Source organism: Pseudomonas sp. 1928-m, from assembly GCF_029269135.1.
Taxonomy (GTDB): Bacteria; Pseudomonadota; Gammaproteobacteria; order Pseudomonadales; family Pseudomonadaceae; genus Aquipseudomonas.
The window spans coordinates 193,771-211,918 of the sequence record NZ_JARIXO010000001.1; the positions used below are offsets into that span (position 1 = coordinate 193,771).

The following is an 18,148-nucleotide window of genomic DNA, read 5'->3' on the forward strand; positions in this document are numbered from 1 at the left end:
ACCGCCTTTTAGAGTTGGTAGCCGTAGGACTTGATAATTGCGGCCGCTTTTTCACCCTTCAGGTACGCGGTGAAAGCCGCAGCGGCGGGATTGTGTTCGCCCTTCTTGAGGATCAGCGCATCCTGCCGGATCGGCGAATGCAGCTCGGCCGGTAGGATCCAGGCAGAACCGCTGCTGAGCTGACCGTCCTGATACACCTGCGACAGCGCGACAAAGCCCAGCTCGGCATTGCCGGTGGCGATAAAGTGCAATGCCTTGGCAATGCTTTGCCCCGTTACCAGCTTGCCCTGCACCGCTTCGGTCAGGCCGAGCTTGGCCAGCACCTGGGTTGCCGCCAGGCCATAGGGTGCGGTTTTTGGATCGGCAATCGCCAAGTGCCGGTACTGGTTGGCCTTGAGCGCCGCGTCGCTGCCATCCAGATAACCCGGCGTGGCCGACCACAGCACCAGGCTGCCAATTGCGTAGGTAAAGCGCGAACCGCTAACGCCCAGGCCTTGGCTGTCGAGCCTGGCCGGGGTGCTTGCATCGGCGCTGAGCAACACCTCGAACGGCGCGCCATGCTGAATCTGCGCATACAGCTGCCCGGTGGCGCCGAAGGAGGCAACCACGCTGTGCCCGCTGTCTTTCTCGAACTCGGCGGCAATCGCCTGCAGCGGCGCGGTGAAGTTGGCGGCCACCGCCACCTGGACCTGCTCGGCCAGGGCGTTGCTGCTGATAGCAAAAACGGCGAATAACGCCGCGATACGCGCGTGCATGGATACCTCCTGGGTGTGCGGCCAAGGGCCAACGGCTGTTCTGTCGGCGCTGATTCGCCTGGCTACTCTACCTTCGCTATATCTCACGAGATATAGCGATTTGCGTACCAAGACACTCTGTAGAGCAACAAAAACAGGGTTGCCGAGATAATCGACAACCCTGTTACACAGGCATCAGCGCTGCGGGCTGAGGCGCATAAAGCCAATTACTGACTCAATAGTCAAGTAGCGCCCTATTCAGCCCGGTGTGCCCTGTGGCTTTAGCTCAGACCAATTTCCACCCGGTCACCCTGCAAGCGTACCGACCAGGTGCGCAGCTGCTGCTCGGGATACTCCAGGCAGCTGCCGTCTTCCAGGCGGTAGTGCTGTTTGTACAGCGGCGCGGCGATCACCAGGTCGCCAGCCAGGCTGCCGACAATGCCGCGACCGATAACGTTGGCGCCGGACTTGGGGTCGCGGTTGTCCACGGCATACAGCTGCTTGTCGCTGGCCTCGCCTGGGAGATAGAACAGCGCCACCTGGGCGCCGTCGACCCAGGCGACCACGCCGGAGTTGGCAACTAGGTCGGCACGGCTACACAGGGCGCGCCATTGCACGCTGGTTTGTTCGACTGTTGCGGTTGCGCTCGGCTGGCTCATCAGACGACCTCCTCGAATAGCGGAATAAGGGCAAGCTCGTCAGCGCGCACCGGGCGGCGCTGGCCACGCTCTTCGACAAACTGGATATCCGGGTCGCCGCCCTGCTGGTTGACGAAGGTGCGGAAGCGCTTGAGCTTCTCCGGGTCCTTCAGGGCGTTGGCCCATTCGCACTCGTAGCGGTCGATCACCAGCTGCATCTGCGCTTCCAGTTCGGCGGCGAGATTGAGGCTGTCGTCGATGATCACTGCCTTCAGGTAATCCAGGCCGCCTTCCAGCGACTCGCGCCACACCGAGGTGCGTTGCAGGCGGTCGGCGGTGCGCACGTAGAACATCAGGAAGCGGTCGATGTAGCGGATCAGGGTGGCGTCATCCAGATCGGTGGCGAACAGCTCGGCGTGGCGCGGACGCATGCCGCCGTTGCCAGCGACATAGAGGTTCCAGCCGTTCTCGGTGGCGATCACGCCGACGTCCTTGCTCTGCGCCTCGGCGCATTCGCGGGTGCAGCCGGAGACGGCGAACTTGATCTTGTGCGGCGAGCGCAGGCCCTTGTAGCGGTCCTCCAGCAGCAGCGCCATGGCCACGCTGTCCTGCACGCCGTAGCGGCACCAGGTGCTGCCCACGCAGGACTTAACCGTACGCAGCGACTTGCCGTAGGCGTGGCCGGTCTCGAAGCCGGCGGCGATCAGTTCGGCCCAGATATCCGGCAGTTCGTGTAGCTGCGCGCCGAACAGGTCGATGCGCTGGCCGCCGGTGATCTTGGTGTAGAGGTCGTACTTCTTCGCCACCGCGCCGATGGCCAGCAGGCCGTCCGGGGTGATTTCGCCACCAGGAATACGCGGCACCACCGAGTAGGTACCGTTCTTCTGCATGTTGGCCATAAAGGTGTCGTTGGTGTCCTGCAGCGGCACCAGCGCCGGATCGGTGATCGAGCGGTTCCAGCAGGAGGCGAGAATCGAACCCACCGCTGGCTTGCAGATATCGCAGCCGACATGGCCGCGGCCGTGTTTGGCCAGCAGCGCCTCGAAACTCTCGATGCCTTCGACGCGGACGATGCCGTACAGCTCCTGGCGGGTGTAGGCGAAGTGTTCACAGAGGCTCTTGTCCACCACCACGCCGCGCGCAGTCAGCTCGTGCTCGAACACCTGCTTGAGCAGCGCCGAGCAGCCGCCGCAGCCGGTGGCCGCCTTGGTGCAGGCTTTGAGCCCGGCCAGATCACCGCAACCGCCATCGATGGCGGCGCAGATCGCGCCTTTGCTGACGTTGTGGCAGGAGCAGATGGTCGCGGTGTCCGGCAGCGCATCGGCACCCAGCGCCGGGGCGCCTTCGCCCTGCGGCAGGATCAGGCAGGACGGATCGGCCGGCAGCTTGATGCCGTTCTGCACATACTGCAGCAGCGTGTCGTAGTAGCTGTTGTCGCCGACCAGCACGGCACCGATGGCCTGCTTGCCGTCGGCGGATACCACCAGACGGCGGTAGCTGGCGTTGGCTTCATCGATAAAGCGGTAGCTGCGCGAGCCGGCGGTAGCGCCGTGGGCATCACCGATGGAGCCGACGTCGACGCCGAGCAGCTTGAGCTTGGTCGACATGTCCGCGCCCATAAACGGCTCGCTGTCTTCGCCGCACAGCTGGGTGGCGACGCTGCGGGCCATCTGGTAGCCCGGCGCAACCAGGCCGAAGATGCCGCCATTCCACGCCGCGCACTCGCCGATGGCGTAGATGGCAGGGTCGCTGGTGCGGCACTGGCTGTCGATGGCCACACCGCCGCGCGGGCCGAGTTCCAGGCCGCACTGCTTGGCGATGGCGTCCTGCGGGCGAATACCGGCGGAGAACACGATCAGGTCAGTCTCAAGCCACTCGTTTTTACCATCAGCGTCACCGGCGAAATTCATCCGGTAGCGGTACTCGCTGCCCGGGGTGATCGACTGGGTGCCGCGCGACAGGTGCACGCTAACGCCCAGGGCTTCGATCTGCGCCTTCAGCGCCAGGCCGCCGTGATCATCCAGCTGCACTGGCATCAGGCGCGGGGCGAATTCCACCACATGGGCTTCCAGGCCCAGGGATTTCAGCGCGTTGGCCGCTTCCAGGCCGAGCAGGCCGCCACCGACCACCACACCACGGCGCGCGCTCTTGGCGGCGGCCTGGATGGTGTCGAGATCGGCCAGGGTGCGGTAGACCAGGCGCGAATCGCCTTCGGCGCCTTCAATCGGCGGCACGAAGGGGTAGGAGCCGCTGGCCAGCACCAGCTGGTCATAGGGGAAGCTGCCTTCGGCGGTGATCACTTCGCGGCGTTCGCGGTCGATCTCCAGCACCGGCACGCCCAGGTGCAGGGTCACGCCCGGCGTCTGGTACAGCTCGGCACCGCTGAGGGCCAGAGATTCGGCATCGCGGCCGGTGAAATACTCGGAGAGGTGCACGCGGTCATAGGCGCGCAGCGGCTCTTCGCTGAAGACATGCACGCGGTACTGCGCCAGCGCGCCACGCTCGATCAGTTGCTCGACGCAGTGATGGCCGACCATGCCGTTGCCGATGATGATCAGCCGCTGCTGGTCTGTGGAGGTATCTGTGCTGTTCATGGCATTTCCCGGCCGAAGCTCATCAGGTTTTTCTGCGGCAATAAAAAAAGCGCCTGAAACCTTGCGGTTTCAGGCGCCTTTGCCTGTTCTGTGCGGTGCCAGCGAGTGGCACCTGATACCCATTGCCTATAGAGGCTGGCGATCGCCATTGATCGAATGGGCGGCCCGAATGTGGCGGGCTCGCTGGGGCTCATGCAGCGCCTGTGCCAGTTTCCCCGCAGCGGCCTGCGGCCCGCATTGCAGCGGGCTACAGGCACAGTTGAGGGCTGACCTGCCTGGCGCGATAAAGACCCAAAAAGAGGCGAGCAGAGCAGCCTGCGCCCCATTATGAGTCGCGCAAAACATGGCCAGCAGTCCCGCACACACCTCGCCAGGCCTTGCCGCGCGGGCATTCAAGCCACCCTGACGAACCCTGGCGCGTGCCTTGCTTTAGACCAACCCAGGTAATCAACGCTGATTGCCCATCCACGACAAAGACGCCGTGCCACTCCCGTTTCGACGGAGGGTTGCATGGCGTTTTGCGTTTCAGGTGCAGGAGAGGGGTGTGGCGAACAAAACCGTGCAAAGTGTCTGTCCCTATTGCGGCGTCGGCTGCGGCATCGTCATGCACGTGGAAAACGGCAAGATCGCCAAGGTCAGCGGTGACCAACAGCATCCGAGCAACTTCGGCCGCCTGTGCACCAAGGGCAGCACCTGCGCCCAGCCGCTGAACGAATCCGGCCGCATGCAGCACGCCTACCTGCGCAGCGAACGTAACCGTGACCCTGGGCAAATCGCCATGGATGCCGCCATCAGCGCCGCCGCCGCCCGCCTGCGCGCGGTCCTCGACGAACACGGCCCCGACGCCATCGCCCTGTATGTCTCCGGGCAGATGTCGCTGGAAGCGCAGTACCTGGCCAACAAGCTGGTCAAGGGTTACCTGGGCAGCAATCAGATCGAATCCAACTCGCGCCTGTGCATGGCCAGCGCCGGCAGCGGCTACAAGTTGTCGCTGGGTGCCGATGGCCCGCCCGGCTCGTACCAGGACTTCGACCGCGCGGATGTGCTGCTGGTGATCGGCGCGAATATGGCCGACTGTCATCCGATCCTGTTTCTGCGCCTGATGGCACGAGTCAAGGCCGGCGCCAAGCTGATCGTCGTCGACCCCCGGCGCAATGCCACAGCGGACAAGGCCGACCTGTTTCTGCAGATCAAACCGGGCAGCGACCTGCTGCTACTCAACGGATTGCTGCACCTGCTGCACAAGAACGGCCACACCGATCCAGCCTTTATTGCCGAGTTCACCGAAGGCTGGGAGGTCATGCCGGACTTCCTCGAAAGCTACACCCCCGAATACGTCGCCGCCCACACCGGGCTCAGCGAAGCGGCCATTCGCCAGGCCGCACGCTGGATCGGCGAAGCCGGCGAGTGGATGAGCTGCTGGACCATGGGCCTCAACCAGAGCACCCACGGCACCTGGAACACCAACGCCCTGTGCAACCTGCACCTGGCCACCGGCAAGATCTGCCGCCCCGGCAGCGGGCCGTTCTCCCTCACAGGCCAACCCAACGCCATGGGCGGCCGCGAGATGGGCTATATGGGCCCCGGCCTGCCGGGCCAGCGCAGTGTGCTGGTGGACGACGACCGCGCCTTTGTCGAGCAAGCCTGGGGCGTACCGGCTGGCACCCTGCATACACGCCTGGGCGGCGGCAGCGTGACGCTGTTCGAGGATCTGGCGGCCGGCAAGGTCAAGGCCTGCTGGATCATCTGCACCAATCCGGTGGCGAGCATGGCCAACCGCAGCAAGGTGATCGAAGGGCTGAAGGCCGCCGAACTGGTGATCGCCCAGGACGCCTTTCTCGACACCGAAACCAATCGCTACGCCGACATCCTCCTGCCCGGCGCACTGTGGGCCGAAGCCGAAGGCGTGATGATCAACTCCGAACGCAACCTGACGCTGATGCCGCAAGCCGTCGAGCCGCCCGGCGAGGCCATGGCCGACTGGCAGATCATCGCCGAGGTGGCATGCGCCATGGGCTTTGCCGACGGCTTCAGCTACAGCTCGGCCGAGCAGGTGTTCGAGGAAATCAAACGCTTCCACAATCCCAAAACCGGTTATGACCTGCGCGGCGCCAGCTACCCGCGCCTGCGCCAAACGCCGCTGCAATGGCCCTGCGCCAGCGAGGCGGGCGACGGGCGTATGCCGCTGCGCTACATCAACGACGGAATCAGCCAGCATCTGCACATTCGCGCAGACGGCAGCACGCCGCGCCTGGCGTTTGCCACGCCCAGCGGCAAGGCGCAGTTTTTCCCGCGCCCGCATCTGGACCCGGCGGAAATGCCCGATGACGACTTCCCTTTCGTACTCAACACCGGGCGCCTGCAGCACCAGTGGCACACCCTGACCAAGACCGGCAAGGTCGCCACACTGAACAAGCTCAACCCCGGCCCTTTTATCGAAGTGCACCCGCAGGACGCGGCCGCCCTCGGCGTGCGCGACCGCGACCAGCTGGAGGTCCGCTCGCGGCGTGGCCATGCCGTGCTGCCGGTGCAGATCAGCGACCGCGTGCTGCCCGGCGGCTGCTTTGCGCCGTTCCACTGGAACGATGTGTACGGCGACAACCTGGCGATCAACGCGGTGACCAGCGACGCCATCGACCCCATTTCGCAGCAGCCGGAATTCAAGTTCTGCGCAGTCAGCCTGCGGCGTATCGAGCTGATCGCCCATCAACACCTCGATACGCCCGCTGCCGAGGCAGTAGACAGCACTCGCCTATCTCACCAGCCCGAGGAACTCGCGATGTCGAGCATCGAAACCTTTGCGGCCCTGGTCGGCGTAGATTGCAGCGCACCGCCGCCCCTCAGCGAAAGCGAGCGCAGCTATATGGCTGGCTATATCAGCGGCTTGCGCAGCAACCCCGGCGGCGGTGTACCCAGCCTGCCAAGCCAGGCGCCCCTGGCCGAGCCGACCCGCCTGTGGCTCGACGGCATGCTCGCCGGAATATTCAGCCGCGTCGCACCCTCGGCGCTGGCAGCGAGCCCTGCAGTAACCCTGCTGTGGGCCTCGCAGACCGGCAATGCCGAGGCACTGGCCGAACGCCTGGCCGCGCACCTGAACGAAGCCGGGGTTGCCGTGGCGCTCAGCTGCATGGCCGATTACCCGCCGCAGCAACTGACCAGCGCCGGCTCGGTACTACTGCTCAGCAGCACCTTCGGCGACGGCGATGCACCGGACAACGGCCAAGCCTTCTGGAATGCCCTGCAGACCAGCGACCTGCGCCTGGAAAATCTGCGTTATGCGGTGCTGGCCCTTGGCGACCCCAACTACGAGCAGTTTTGCCAGCACGGCAAAAACCTCGACCGCCGCCTGGCAGAACTCGGCGCCACACCGCTAAGGCCCTGCCTGGATTGCGACAGCGACTTCGACGACGCAGCGGCGGCCTGGCTAAGCGAGCTGCTGCCGTTGCTGCGCCCGACCGCAGCAGCAGCTCCTGCACACAACACAGCCGCAACTGAGCCCGTCAGCACACAGTTAGTCAGCAAGAACCAGCCACTACCCGCGCGTCTGGCGCTTAACCTGCGCCTGAACGCTGCAGGCGCGAGCAAGGACACCCGCCAGTTCGCCTTCGCCCTGGGCGATTCCGGCCTGACCTACGAAGCCGGCGATGCCCTCGGCGTATGGCCGCGCAACTGCCCGGAGCTGGTCGAGGAAGTGCTCGAACTGGCGCACCTGGACGGCGAGCAACTGGTCAACGTGGCCAAGGTCGGCGAGCTGCCGCTGCGCGAGGCGCTGACCAGCCATTTCGAAATCGCCCGGCCGAGCAACGAGGCCCTCGCCCTGGTCGCCGAACGCAGCGCCAGCAACGAGCTGCGCAGCCTGCTTGGCGAGCGCAAGGCAGAATTGAAGGACTGGCTATGGGGCCGCCAACTGGCCGACGTGCTGCAGGCCTATCCGGCCGAACACACTGCAGGCGAGCTGCTAGGCAGCCTTAAACGTCTGCAACCGCGCCTGTATTCCATCTCCTCAAGCCCCAAGGCGCATGCCGGCGAAGTGCACCTGACCGTGTCCGCGGTGCGCTACGGCAAGCGCAAGGGCGTGGCCTCGACCTTTCTCGCCGACCGTGTGGGTAACGGCGAGGTGCCGCTGTTTGTGCAGAGCAACAAATACTTCCGCGTGCCGCAAGATGGCGACGTGCCGATGATCATGATCGGCCCCGGCACCGGCGTGGCGCCGTTTCGCGGCTTCCTCCACGAACGCCGCGCACGCGGCGATGCCGGCAAGAACTGGCTGTTCTTCGGCGAGCAGCATGCGGCCAGCGACTTCTACTACCGCGACGAGCTGACCGCGATGCAGCACGACAGCCTGTTGACCCACCTCAGCCTGGCCTTCTCCCGCGATCAGGCGCAGAAGATTTATGTGCAGGACCGTATTCGTGAACAGGGCGCCGAACTTTGGCGCTGGCTGGAGGAGGGTGCGCAGCTGTATGTCTGCGGCGACGCCAACCGCATGGCCAAGGATGTCGAACAGGCACTACGGGATGTGGCGCGCGAGCACGGTGGTTTGAGCGAGGAAAAAGCCGCCGAGCATATTCGCCGTTTGGCCGAACAGAAGCGTTATCTGCGTGATGTGTATTGAGTAGGGTGGATCACGCTTCATCGATCCACCATTGCGGTGGACGTGAAAAACAACGTCCACCCTACGGACTGAACCAGGCTCTGCGCCTGGTTCGTAGCCTGGATAAGCCGAAGGCGCAATCCGGGTATCACGGCATCACCGAGCCACCTTTCCCGGATTACGCTGCGCTAATCCAGGCTACAGCCGAGCGTTAGCTCCGCCGCCACACACTGGCCAGCCAGGGCTGTTGGTCACGCGGCAGGCCCGCCGGACGGTAGTAATGCTGCAGCTCGCTAAAGCCGGCGGAGGTGAGCAGCACGCGCCAGTTGGCCAGGTCGTGATAGGCGCCGTAGCGCTCGCCATTCCAGCCTTCCTGGTTCTCACCACGGGGGTTGGAACTGAACAGCACGCCGCCCGGCTTAAGGGCGGCATGCAGCTGCTTCAACACCCGTGGCAGTTCCTGACGGGGAATATGGAACAGCGAGGCATTGGCGAACACGCCGTCGAAGCGCTCAGGCGGCAGATCAAGGGCAAGAAAGTCCTGCTGCCAAGCTTCGCAGCCACTGTCGGCGCGGGCCATTTCGACAAAGCGCGAGCAGCCGTCCAAACCGACGGCGGTGTGGCCCATGGCGCTAAAGGTGCGCAGATCGCGCCCCGGGCCGCAGCCGAAATCGAGAATTTGGTAGGGCGCAGTGGCCTGGATATGTGCGAGCAGGGCAGCGATATTCTGGCTGACATCGTGATCGCGGGTGCCCTCGCGAAAGTCTTCGGCGCAGTCCTGATAATGGCGCAGGGTCAGCGCGCTGATCTGCGCCAGTTCAGTCGGGCTCAGCGGCATACGCGCTTAACCCTCGGCCAGCAGGCGGCGCAGTTCGGCCAACACCGGGGCGCTGGCAGGGCGTACGTCACGCCACAGGGCAAAGGCTTCGGCGGCCTGTTCGACCAGCATGCCCAAGCCATCCAGAGTGCGCGCTGCGCCGTGCTCGGCAGCCCAGCGGTTAAAGGCAGTCAATTCCTTGCCGTACATCATGTCGTAGCACAGGGTATGCCCCGGCTGGATCAGGCTCGGTGCAATCGGCGGCAACTCGCCGGCCAGGCTGGCCGAGGTGCCATTGATGATCAGGTCCACCGGCGCATCAATCCAGTCATAACCGCTGGCCACCACCGGGCCCAGGTCGGCAAATTCACGGGCCAGTTGCTCGGCCTTTTCCACCGTACGGTTGGCAATCACCAGCGCCGCCGGCTGCTCGGCCAACAATGGCTCCAGCACGCCGCGCACGGCACCGCCGGCACCGAGCAGGAGAATGCGTTTGCCCTTGAGGTTTACCCCGGCATTCACCGTCAGATCACGCACCAGGCCGGCGCCGTCGGTGTTATCGCCAAGCAGGCTGCCGTCGGCAAGCTTCTTCAGGGTATTTACCGCACCAGCGCGTTGAGCATGGGCGCTGAGCTGATCGGCGAGAGCAAACGCCTGTTCCTTGAACGGCACCGTGACATTGGCACCCAAACCCTCGGCAAAGAACGCGCGGGCAAATCCGGGGAAGTCGTCCAGCGGCGCGAGCAGGGCTTCATAACTCAGCTGCTCGCCGGTCTGCTGGGCAAACAGACGGTGGATCAGCGGCGACTTGCTGTGGCCGATGGGGTTGCCGAATACGCCGTAGCGGTCCATCAGCGGCCCGCCTCATTCAGCCAGTCACGATCTGTCAGGAAATACTCTGTCAGACGCGCTTCTTCGCTGCCCGGCTCCGGCTTCCAGTCGTAGCCCCAGCGCACATGCGGCGGCAGCGACATCAGGATCGATTCGGTACGTCCGCCGGACTGCAGGCCGAACAGCGTGCCACGGTCAAACACCAGGTTGAACTCGACATAGCGACCACGGCGGAAGGCCTGGAACTCACGCTCGCGCTCGCCATAGGGGGTCAGCTTGCGGCGCTGCACGATAGGTAGATAGGCCGCGATATAGGCATCGCCGATGGCGCGCATAAAGGCGAAGCTGGTGTCGAAATCCCACTGGTTCAGGTCATCGAAGAAAAGCCCGCCAATGCCGCGCGGCTCGCCACGATGCTTGAGGTGGAAGTAGCGATCACACCAGGCCTTGAACTTCGGATAGACCTCGGCACCGAAGGGCGCACAGGCGTCATGGGCGACCTGGTGCCAGTGCCGGCAGTCTTCTTCATTGCCGTAGTAAGGCGTCAGGTCGAAGCCGCCGCCGAACCACCAGACCGGCTCTTCACCTGCTTTCTCGGCGCTGAAGAAACGCACGTTGGCGTGGGAGGTTGGCACGTAGGGGTTTTCCGGGTGGATCACCAGAGACACGCCAAGGGCCTCGAAACCGCGTCCGGCCAGTTCCGGCCGATGCGCACTGGCCGAGGGCGGCAGGCTGTCGCCGAACACGTGGGAGAAGTTCACCCCGCCCTTTTCGATCAGCGCACCGTTCTCCATCACCCGCGTGCGCCCGCCACCACCGGCTGGCCGCTGCCAGGCATCCTCGAAGAATTCAGCACCACCATCTTCGGCTTGCAGGGCAGTGCAGATACGGTCTTGCAGATCCAGCAGGTAGGCTTTGACAGCCTCAGTACGGTCACTCACGGCGGCACCTTGAAAACGGGTAAGGCCAGGCGGCACGTGGCCGCGGGGGAAAATGGGCAGCCAGCATAACACCAGCCACCCCACGGCCGCAGTTGACGGCGGTCAATGCAGACGATTGGATAACGGCACGTTTCTGCCCGTGCGGGCATCATCCAGGCATTCAATCGCGGAAGACTCTGAAAATGGCCATGCGTATCCAGTTCAACCGTCACGGCGGCCCGGACGTTCTCGACTACACCGACTACACACCCGCAGCCCCAGGTCCGAATGAGGTACGGGTGCAGAACCAGGCGATCGGCCTGAATTTTATCGACACCTATTTCCGCAGCGGCCTGTATGCGCCGCCAGCGCTGCCGTCCAGCTTGGGCACCGAGGGTGCGGGCATCGTCGAGGCGGTGGGTGCTTCGGTCAGCGGTTTTCAGGTGGGCGACCGCGTGGCCTATGCCACCGGAGCGCTGGGCGCGTATAGCGAGCTGCATGTGCTGCCGGCCGAGAAGCTGGTGAAACTGCCGGATGCAATCAGCTTCGAGCAGGCCGCTGCGGTGATGCTCAAGGGCCTGACGGTGCAGTATCTGCTGCGCCAGACCTATCCGCTGCAGGGCGGCGAAACCATTCTGTTTCATGCCGCCGCCGGCGGGGTTGGTTCCTTCGCTTGCCAGTGGGCCAGGGCGCTTGGGGTCAAGCTGATCGGCACCGTCAGCTCGGCCGAAAAAGCCGCACGCGCCAAAGAGCAGGGCGCCTGGGCGACCATCGACTACAGCCATGAAAACGTTGCCCAGCGCGTGCTCGAACTGACTGACGGCAAGAAGTGCCCGGTGGTCTACGACGGCGTCGGCAAGGACACCTGGGAAACCTCGCTAGATTGCGTGGCGCCGCGCGGCCTGCTGGTCAGCTTCGGCAATGCGTCTGGCGCAGTCAGCGGGGTCAACCTAGGCATCCTCGCGCAAAAAGGCTCACTGTTCGTCACCCGCCCAACCCTGGCCGGTTACGCCGATACGCCTTCCCGGCTGCAGGCGATGGCTGACGAACTGTTCACCATGATCGCCAGCGGCCAGCTGCAGGTGGAGATCAGCAACCGCTATGCACTCAAGGATGCGGCGCTGGCACAAACCGCCCTGAGCGCGCGGCAGACCACCGGCTCAAGCATCCTGCTGCCCTAGCCGGGTTAGGCTGTGATCAGGACGCCCTGACCACGTCACCGCTGATCAGATCACGGATCAGGCTGGGGTTCTTGCGGCCGCCCAAAGCCCCGCCAAGCACAGCATCCAGCTGACCGGGAAAGTACTGCTCGACACGCAGGCGTGAACGCGCGGACGGACGGCCTGCCGGATTGGCCGAAGTTGACACCAACGGGCCGGTCAGCCGGCACAGCGCCCGCACCTGCGGATGATCGCTGACGCGCAGGGCAACGCTGTCGTGCTGGCCGCTGATCCATTCGGGCAAGCGGTTCTGATGCGGCACCAGCCAGGTATTCGGGCCCGGCCAGCTACCGGCCAAGCGCGCTAGCCAGATTTCCGGCAGGTCTTCGAGAAGAAAGTCGAACTGTTCGATATCGGCGGCCACCAGAATCAGCCCCTTGTGCACGGGGCGATCCTTCAGCGCCAGCAAACGCTCCACCGCTTCGTCATGCCAGGGATCACAGCCCAGCCCCCATACCGCTTCGGTCGGATAGGCAATCACCCCACCATTGCGCACCACCCGTGCAGCCTGCTGTATCTGCCAGTTGCTGACCATTCACTGCTCTCCGCTAAACACTTGACGGGCAGTGTATCCAAGCCAAGACCCTGTTCAAGGTGCGCGGCCCACCCAGCGGCCATTTTCGCAGGCCACTCGACCGTCCAGTTCCAGCTCAGTCAGCGCCGCCAACACCTCGGCCAACGGCAAACCACTGGCGGCCACCAGCGCCTCGCTGCTATGCGGCGCGGCATGCAACAGGGCCAGTAATGGATGGCTGAGCGGCTCTGGCTTACGCGAGCCACTTGCGGGTGGCTGCGCCTGCCAGCCGCGTAGGGCCTGGAGAATATCCTCAATGCTTTCCACCAGCGTCGCGCCTTCGCGGATCAACTGATGGCAACCACGGGCGCCGGGATGATGAATCGAACCGGGAATCGCATAGACCTCACGGCCCTGCTCGGCGGCCAGCCGCGCGGTGATCAGCGAACCGCTGGACGGACTGGCTTCCACCACCAGCACGCCAACTGATAGACCGCTGATGATGCGATTACGCCGGGGGAAATTGCTCGCCTGGGGCGGACAATCCAGCGGCAACTCGGAGACCAGCGCACCACCACAAGCGACGATATCTGCGGCGAGTTTCTTGTGCCGCGCCGGATACAGGCACTGCAAGCCGGTACCAAGCACCGCCACCGTCTTGCCGCCGGCATCCAGTGCGCCCTGATGGGCCGCCCCATCGATGCCCAGGGCCAAACCGCTGGTAATCACAAAACCGCCACCGGCCAGGCTGCGGGCAAAACTCTGCGCAGTGTCCAGCCCTGGCCGCGATGCACGCCGACTGCCGACCATGGCCAGTTGCGGCTGCTCCAGTAGCGTCGGATCACCTTCAATAAATAGCAGCGGCGGTGCATCCACCAGCTCGGCCAGTAAGCCCGGGTAGATCGCCTCATCCCACATCAGCAGGTTGTGCGTATCGGCGTCCAGCCAAGCCAGGCTTTGCGCGGCGCGCTCACGCACCTCAGCACTGCGTCGCGCGTCACTGCAGGCTTGCGGCAATCCCAGAGAGCGCCAGGCACTGGCCGGCGCGCTAAGCGCAGCAGAAGCATTGTCGAAGGCACTGAGAAGTTTGCGAAAACGCCGAGGGCCCAACTCCGGCAAGCAATGCAGGCGCAGACGGGCTTCCAGTTCAGCTGGAGAAATAGCAGGGGAAATGACAAAAGGTTGCGACATGCGGATCATCCTTGATCGGTCGCGCCACACAGGCGGCAGGGTGGCGGTCAGAGATGGCACGCCATAAAAAAGCCCCGCATTCGCGGGGCTTTTCGGTGTTACGGGTTACGCACTTTATCCATGATCGCCAGCGAGCGAGAAGCTCCCAGCACCAGGCCATAGCTGAGCTTGTCGTAGGTGCGGAACACCATCAGCAGGCCCGAACGCTCGTCCGGAATCTTCACCGATTCGCCGGTTACGCGGTCACGTACGGTTTCACCGGTCTTGTAGATCGCCAGCACGTTGCCTTCGCTCAGGCCGTCACGGGCGCCCTTGTTGATGGTTACCACATCGAACTGACCAATCTGGGTCACGCCGCGCGGCACATCGAGGATCACACCGCGGATCTCACCGGCCGGCTCACTCGGCATAAAGGTCGAATTGATCGCACGTTCTTCAGTGGCAAACAGACGGTCGCCAAGGCGTACTTCCTGAGTTGAGCGGGTCAGGGCCATGGTGCCAACATCACCTTCCTCGGCCACGATCTCACCCGAGCCGATGTCGTCGGCGTTGATCCCAAGGAATTCCTTGGTCTCCGGGTCGGTATAGGTTTTGCCCTGACGGAAGATGCCATAAGCCGGCGCCGACTCATCAAAGCTGCCACGGGCATACACACGATCACCGGCGCCGCTGACGACGCGCTCGGCGTTGCCGGCCACGATATAGGGCGCGCCCTGGAACTGCTCAGGGGTATCGACGATGCGGTTGCTCAGCAGGAAGCTGTTGATCGCCTCCAGCGGAATTGCCGGAATGGCTTCGGCCATCGGCGTGCTGCGTACCTGTGGCGATAGCTTGATGGTGCCGCGCGACTCACCACGATTGAGCATCAGGCGTGGCTGACCATCGATATACACCAGGCTAAGTTGGTCGCCCGGATAGATCAAATGGGGGTTGGCCACCTGTGGGTTGGCGTGCCAGATTTCTGGCCACTTCCACGGCTGGCTAAGAAATTTACCGGAGATATCCCAGAGGGTATCGCCCTTGACCACGGTATAACGGTCTGGGTGACCGTCCTTGAGTTGCACTTCGGCCTGGGCCAAGCCACTTGCCGCAAGCAGCAGCAGGGCGAGTAGTGATTTCCTCATGCGGTGAATCCCTTTATTATGTGCCTTCACGTGGAGCGCCCTAGCGCCGCGACAAAACCCAGTCGTGCTGCGGCGTGAAGCCGTTTTTCAATGCTGCTCATCATCTTAGCAGCGGATTTTGACTTTATTCCACAAGTGCATCACAAACGCATATGGCGATCCTGAATATCCTCGAATTTCCCGATCCGCGCCTGCGCACCATCGCCAAGCCGGTGGACGTAGTCGATGACGCCTTGCGTCAGCTGATCGATGACATGTTTGAAACCATGTACGACGCACCGGGCATCGGCCTGGCGGCGACGCAGGTCAACGTGCACAAGCGTCTGGTGGTGATGGACCTGTCCGAAGACAAGTCCGAGCCCCGGGTGTTTATCAACCCCGAGTTCGAGCCGCTGACCGAGGAAATGGATCAGTACCAGGAAGGCTGCCTGTCGGTGCCGGGCTTCTACGAAAACGTAGACCGCCCGCAGAAGGTCAAGATCAAGGCGCTGGACCGCGATGGTCAGCCCTATGAGTTGATCGCCGAAGGCCTCTTGGCCGTGTGCATCCAGCACGAATGCGACCACCTCAACGGCAAGCTGTTTGTCGATTACCTGTCTAATCTCAAACGCGACCGCATCAAGAAGAAGCTGGAAAAGCAACATCGCCAGCAGGCTTGAGCCACACCTTTCAAAGGCTTGCTGCGGCAAGCCTTTTTCTTTAGCGAGCCCCCATGACTGAAGCACTGCGTATTGTCTTTGCCGGCACTCCGGAATTTGCCGCCGAACACCTCAAGGCCTTGCTCGACACGCCACACCAGATCATCGCCGTGTACAGCCAACCGGATCGCCCGGCTGGACGCGGGCAGAAACTCACGCCCAGCCCGGTCAAGCAGCTCGCCCTGCAGCACGATATTCCGGTGTACCAGCCGCAGACCCTGCGCGACCCCGCTGCCCAGGCCGAACTGGCGGCGCTCAAACCCGACCTGATGGTGGTGGTGGCTTACGGCCTGATTCTGCCGCAGGTGGTGCTGGATACCCCGCGCTTGGGCTGCATCAACAGTCACGCCTCCTTGCTGCCACGCTGGCGCGGTGCCGCGCCGATCCAGCGTGCGGTCGAGGCCGGTGATGCTGAATCCGGCGTTACCGTGATGCAAATGGAAGCCGGCCTGGATACCGGGCCGATGCTGCTGAAAGTCAGCACGCCGATTTCTGCCGAAGACACCGGTGGCAGCCTGCACGACCGCCTCGCCAGCCTCGGCCCACAGGCGGTGATTCAGGCCATCAGCGGTCTGGCCGCCGGCAATCTGGTTGGCGAAGTGCAGGACGACAGCCTGGCCACCTACGCGCACAAACTGAACAAGGATGAAGCGCGCCTGGACTGGAGCCGCCCGGCCACTGAGCTGGAGCGCCTGGTACGCGCCTTTCATCCCTGGCCGATCTGCCATAGCACGCTAAATGGCGAAGCCATCAAGGTGCACGCCGCCGCACTGGGCGAAGGGCAGGGCCAATCCGGCAGCATCCTCGCCGCCGATAAATCAGGCCTGACCGTGGCCTGTGGCGCAGGTGCATTGCGCCTGACCCGCCTGCAGCTGCCCGGCGGCAAAGCACTGAACTTCAGTGATCTGTACAACAGCCGCCGCGAGCAGTTCACTCCAGGCCTGGTGCTCGGCCAATGAACCCACGTCTCGCCGCCGCCCGCGCCCTGGCCAGTGTGCTGGCTGGCAAGGCTTCGCTCGGCAGCAGCCTGCCGCCGTTGCTGGACAAGGTCGAGCAACGTGACCGTGGCCTGGCCCAGGACCTGGCCTTCGGCACCGCACGTTGGCAACCGCGCCTGGCGCTGATCGCCGAGAAGCTGCTGCAAAAATCCTTCAAAGCCGCCGACCGTGATGTCGAGGCGCTGCTGCTGATTGGCCTGTATCAGCTGTTCTATACGCGCATCCCGGCCCACGCCGCAATTGGCGAAACCGTGGCCTGCGTCGACAAGCTGAAAAAGCCCTCACTCAAGGGCCTGCTAAATGCCGTGCTGCGTAATGCCCAGCGCGACGGCGAAAGCATTATCGCCAGCCTGGAACGCGACCCTGTGCTGCACACCGCCCACCCGCGCTGGCTGCAGAAAGCCCTGAAAGCTCAGTGGCCGGAACAGTGGGAAGCCATCTGCGCGGCCAACAACGCCCATCCGCCGCTGATTCTGCGGGTCAACCGCCGCCTCGGCAGCCGTGATAACTACCTGGCCGAACTGCGCCGCATCGGCTTCGAGGCCGAACCCTGTGTATTCAGCCGCGATGGCATCCGTCTGCTGCAAGCCTGTGATGTCACCACCCTGCCTGGCTTCGGCGAAGGGCGCGTCAGCGTGCAGGACGAAGCGGCGCAACTGGCCGCTGAACTGCTCGATCTGGCCCCCGGCCAGCGCGTGCTGGATGCCTGCGCCGCACCGGGCGGCAAAACCTGTCACCTGCTGGAAGCCGAGCCCGAACTGGCTGGCGTAGTGGCGGTGGATCTGGAAGAAAAGCGTCTGGTGCGAGTGCGCGAAAACCTCAAGCGTCTGGGTCTGCACGCTGAGCTGTTTGCCGCCGATGGCCGCGACCTGGCGGCCTGGTGGGACGGCAAGCCGTTCCAGCGTATCCTGCTCGACGCCCCCTGCTCGGCCACCGGGGTGATTCGTCGTCACCCGGATATCAAACTGACGCGCCAAGCCGATGACATCCCCGCCCTGGCCAAACTGCAGGGCGAACTGCTGGATAGCCTGTGGCAGACCCTGGAGGTCGGCGGCATCCTGCTCTACGCCACCTGCTCGGTGATGCCGGCGGAGAACAGCGAGAATATTGCTGCCTTCCTCGCCCGCACGCCGGGTGCCCGCGAGTTGGATATTGCCGGTGCCTTCGGCCATAAAACCGCCCACGGTCGCCAGCTATTCCCGCAAGTCGACGGTCACGACGGCTTCTACTATGCCAAGCTGATGAAAATCGCTGCCGCCCCGCGCGGCTGAGGAA

Annotated in this window: 14 protein-coding genes; 5 read left to right on the forward strand and 9 right to left on the reverse strand. The window is 63.9% G+C overall.

Annotation, left to right across the window (positions count from 1 at the left end):
* Nucleotides 1–8: 8 nt before the first annotated feature.
* From modA to nirB, 3 genes are all read right to left on the reverse strand, one after another.
* Nucleotides 9–755 (reverse strand): molybdate ABC transporter substrate-binding protein, encoded by a 747-nt coding sequence (modA, locus tag P3C18_RS00855; protein ID WP_275959999.1) that lies wholly within the window; start codon nt 753–755, stop codon nt 9–11.
* A gap of 260 nt (nt 756–1,015) precedes the next feature.
* On the reverse strand, nt 1,016–1,393 hold the full coding sequence (nirD, locus tag P3C18_RS00860; RefSeq protein WP_275960000.1) for a nitrite reductase small subunit NirD: 378 nt from the start codon (nt 1,391–1,393) through the stop codon (nt 1,016–1,018).
* Complete coding sequence (gene nirB, locus P3C18_RS00865; protein WP_275960001.1) at nt 1,393–3,966, reverse strand: nitrite reductase large subunit NirB; 2,574 nt, start codon at nt 3,964–3,966, stop codon at nt 1,393–1,395. Before nirB ends, nirD begins: the two co-directional genes overlap by 1 nt.
* 544 nt (nt 3,967–4,510) lie before the next feature.
* Here nirB and P3C18_RS00870 point away from each other — a divergent pair.
* Nucleotides 4,511–8,581, forward strand: coding sequence for a bifunctional nitrate reductase/sulfite reductase flavoprotein subunit alpha (locus P3C18_RS00870; RefSeq protein WP_275960002.1), 4,071 nt, complete (start codon nt 4,511–4,513; stop codon nt 8,579–8,581).
* 190 nt (nt 8,582–8,771) lie between these two features.
* Here P3C18_RS00870 and P3C18_RS00875 read toward each other — a convergent pair whose 3' ends face one another.
* Genes P3C18_RS00875 through hemF form a run of 3 tightly spaced genes read right to left on the reverse strand, consistent with a single transcriptional unit; the run spans nt 8,772 to nt 11,149 of the window.
* A complete protein-coding gene (locus tag P3C18_RS00875; RefSeq protein ID WP_275960003.1) occupies nt 8,772–9,398 on the reverse strand; it encodes a class I SAM-dependent methyltransferase in 627 nt (208 codons plus the stop codon).
* 6 nt (nt 9,399–9,404) lie between these two features.
* Nucleotides 9,405–10,229, reverse strand: coding sequence for a shikimate dehydrogenase (aroE, locus tag P3C18_RS00880; protein ID WP_275960004.1), 825 nt, complete (start codon nt 10,227–10,229; stop codon nt 9,405–9,407).
* Entirely contained in the window at nt 10,229–11,149 is a 921-nt protein-coding gene (hemF, locus tag P3C18_RS00885) for an oxygen-dependent coproporphyrinogen oxidase (protein ID WP_275960006.1), read from the reverse strand. Before hemF ends, aroE begins: the two co-directional genes overlap by 1 nt.
* 182 nt (nt 11,150–11,331) lie before the next feature.
* Here hemF and P3C18_RS00890 point away from each other — a divergent pair, with 182 nt between their 5' ends.
* Nucleotides 11,332–12,309 carry an NADPH:quinone reductase gene (locus P3C18_RS00890; RefSeq protein ID WP_275960007.1) on the forward strand — a complete coding sequence of 326 codons (978 nt, stop codon included), beginning with the start codon at nt 11,332–11,334 and terminating at the stop codon, nt 12,307–12,309.
* A gap of 16 nt (nt 12,310–12,325) precedes the next feature.
* Here P3C18_RS00890 and P3C18_RS00895 read toward each other — a convergent pair whose 3' ends face one another.
* From P3C18_RS00895 to P3C18_RS00905, 3 genes are all read right to left on the reverse strand, one after another.
* A complete protein-coding gene (locus tag P3C18_RS00895) occupies nt 12,326–12,883 on the reverse strand; it encodes an L-threonylcarbamoyladenylate synthase (RefSeq protein ID WP_275960008.1) in 558 nt (185 codons plus the stop codon).
* Between the two features lie 54 nt (nt 12,884–12,937).
* Nucleotides 12,938–14,053, reverse strand: a complete 1,116-nt coding sequence (gene dprA / locus P3C18_RS00900; protein WP_275960009.1) for a DNA-processing protein DprA — start codon at nt 14,051–14,053, stop codon at nt 12,938–12,940.
* A gap of 98 nt (nt 14,054–14,151) precedes the next feature.
* Nucleotides 14,152–15,177 carry a LysM peptidoglycan-binding domain-containing protein gene (locus P3C18_RS00905; RefSeq protein ID WP_275960010.1) on the reverse strand — a complete coding sequence of 342 codons (1,026 nt, stop codon included), beginning with the start codon at nt 15,175–15,177 and terminating at the stop codon, nt 14,152–14,154.
* 152 nt (nt 15,178–15,329) lie between these two features.
* Between P3C18_RS00905 and def the strand changes: the two genes are divergently transcribed.
* Genes def through rsmB form a run of 3 tightly spaced genes read left to right on the forward strand, consistent with a single transcriptional unit; the run spans nt 15,330 to nt 18,144 of the window.
* Nucleotides 15,330–15,836 carry a peptide deformylase gene (gene def, locus P3C18_RS00910; RefSeq protein WP_090254233.1) on the forward strand — a complete coding sequence of 169 codons (507 nt, stop codon included), beginning with the start codon at nt 15,330–15,332 and terminating at the stop codon, nt 15,834–15,836.
* 53 nt (nt 15,837–15,889) lie between these two features.
* Nucleotides 15,890–16,834, forward strand: a complete 945-nt coding sequence (gene fmt, locus P3C18_RS00915; protein WP_275960011.1) for a methionyl-tRNA formyltransferase — start codon at nt 15,890–15,892, stop codon at nt 16,832–16,834.
* On the forward strand, nt 16,831–18,144 hold the full coding sequence (gene rsmB, locus P3C18_RS00920; protein WP_275960012.1) for a 16S rRNA (cytosine(967)-C(5))-methyltransferase RsmB: 1,314 nt from the start codon (nt 16,831–16,833) through the stop codon (nt 18,142–18,144). The genes fmt and rsmB overlap by 4 nt, the downstream gene beginning before the upstream one ends.
* The last annotated feature ends 4 nt before the right edge of the window (nt 18,145–18,148 follow it).

Coding starts and splice junctions, on each gene's coding strand:
- modA (WP_275959999.1), bottom strand. CDS start 755: ATGCACGCGCGTATCGCGGCGTTATTCGCCGTTTTTGCTATCAGCAGC.
- nirD (WP_275960000.1), bottom strand. CDS start 1,393: ATGAGCCAGCCGAGCGCAACCGCAACAGTCGAACAAACCAGCGTGCAA.
- nirB (WP_275960001.1), bottom strand. CDS start 3,966: ATGAACAGCACAGATACCTCCACAGACCAGCAGCGGCTGATCATCATC.
- P3C18_RS00875 (WP_275960003.1), bottom strand. CDS start 9,398: ATGCCGCTGAGCCCGACTGAACTGGCGCAGATCAGCGCGCTGACCCTG.
- aroE (WP_275960004.1), bottom strand. CDS start 10,229: ATGGACCGCTACGGCGTATTCGGCAACCCCATCGGCCACAGCAAGTCG.
- P3C18_RS00890 (WP_275960007.1), top strand. CDS start 11,332: ATGGCCATGCGTATCCAGTTCAACCGTCACGGCGGCCCGGACGTTCTC.
- P3C18_RS00895 (WP_275960008.1), bottom strand. CDS start 12,883: ATGGTCAGCAACTGGCAGATACAGCAGGCTGCACGGGTGGTGCGCAAT.
- dprA (WP_275960009.1), bottom strand. CDS start 14,053: ATGTCGCAACCTTTTGTCATTTCCCCTGCTATTTCTCCAGCTGAACTG.
- P3C18_RS00905 (WP_275960010.1), bottom strand. CDS start 15,177: ATGAGGAAATCACTACTCGCCCTGCTGCTGCTTGCGGCAAGTGGCTTG.
- def (WP_090254233.1), top strand. CDS start 15,330: ATGGCGATCCTGAATATCCTCGAATTTCCCGATCCGCGCCTGCGCACC.
- fmt (WP_275960011.1), top strand. CDS start 15,890: ATGACTGAAGCACTGCGTATTGTCTTTGCCGGCACTCCGGAATTTGCC.
- rsmB (WP_275960012.1), top strand. CDS start 16,831: ATGAACCCACGTCTCGCCGCCGCCCGCGCCCTGGCCAGTGTGCTGGCT.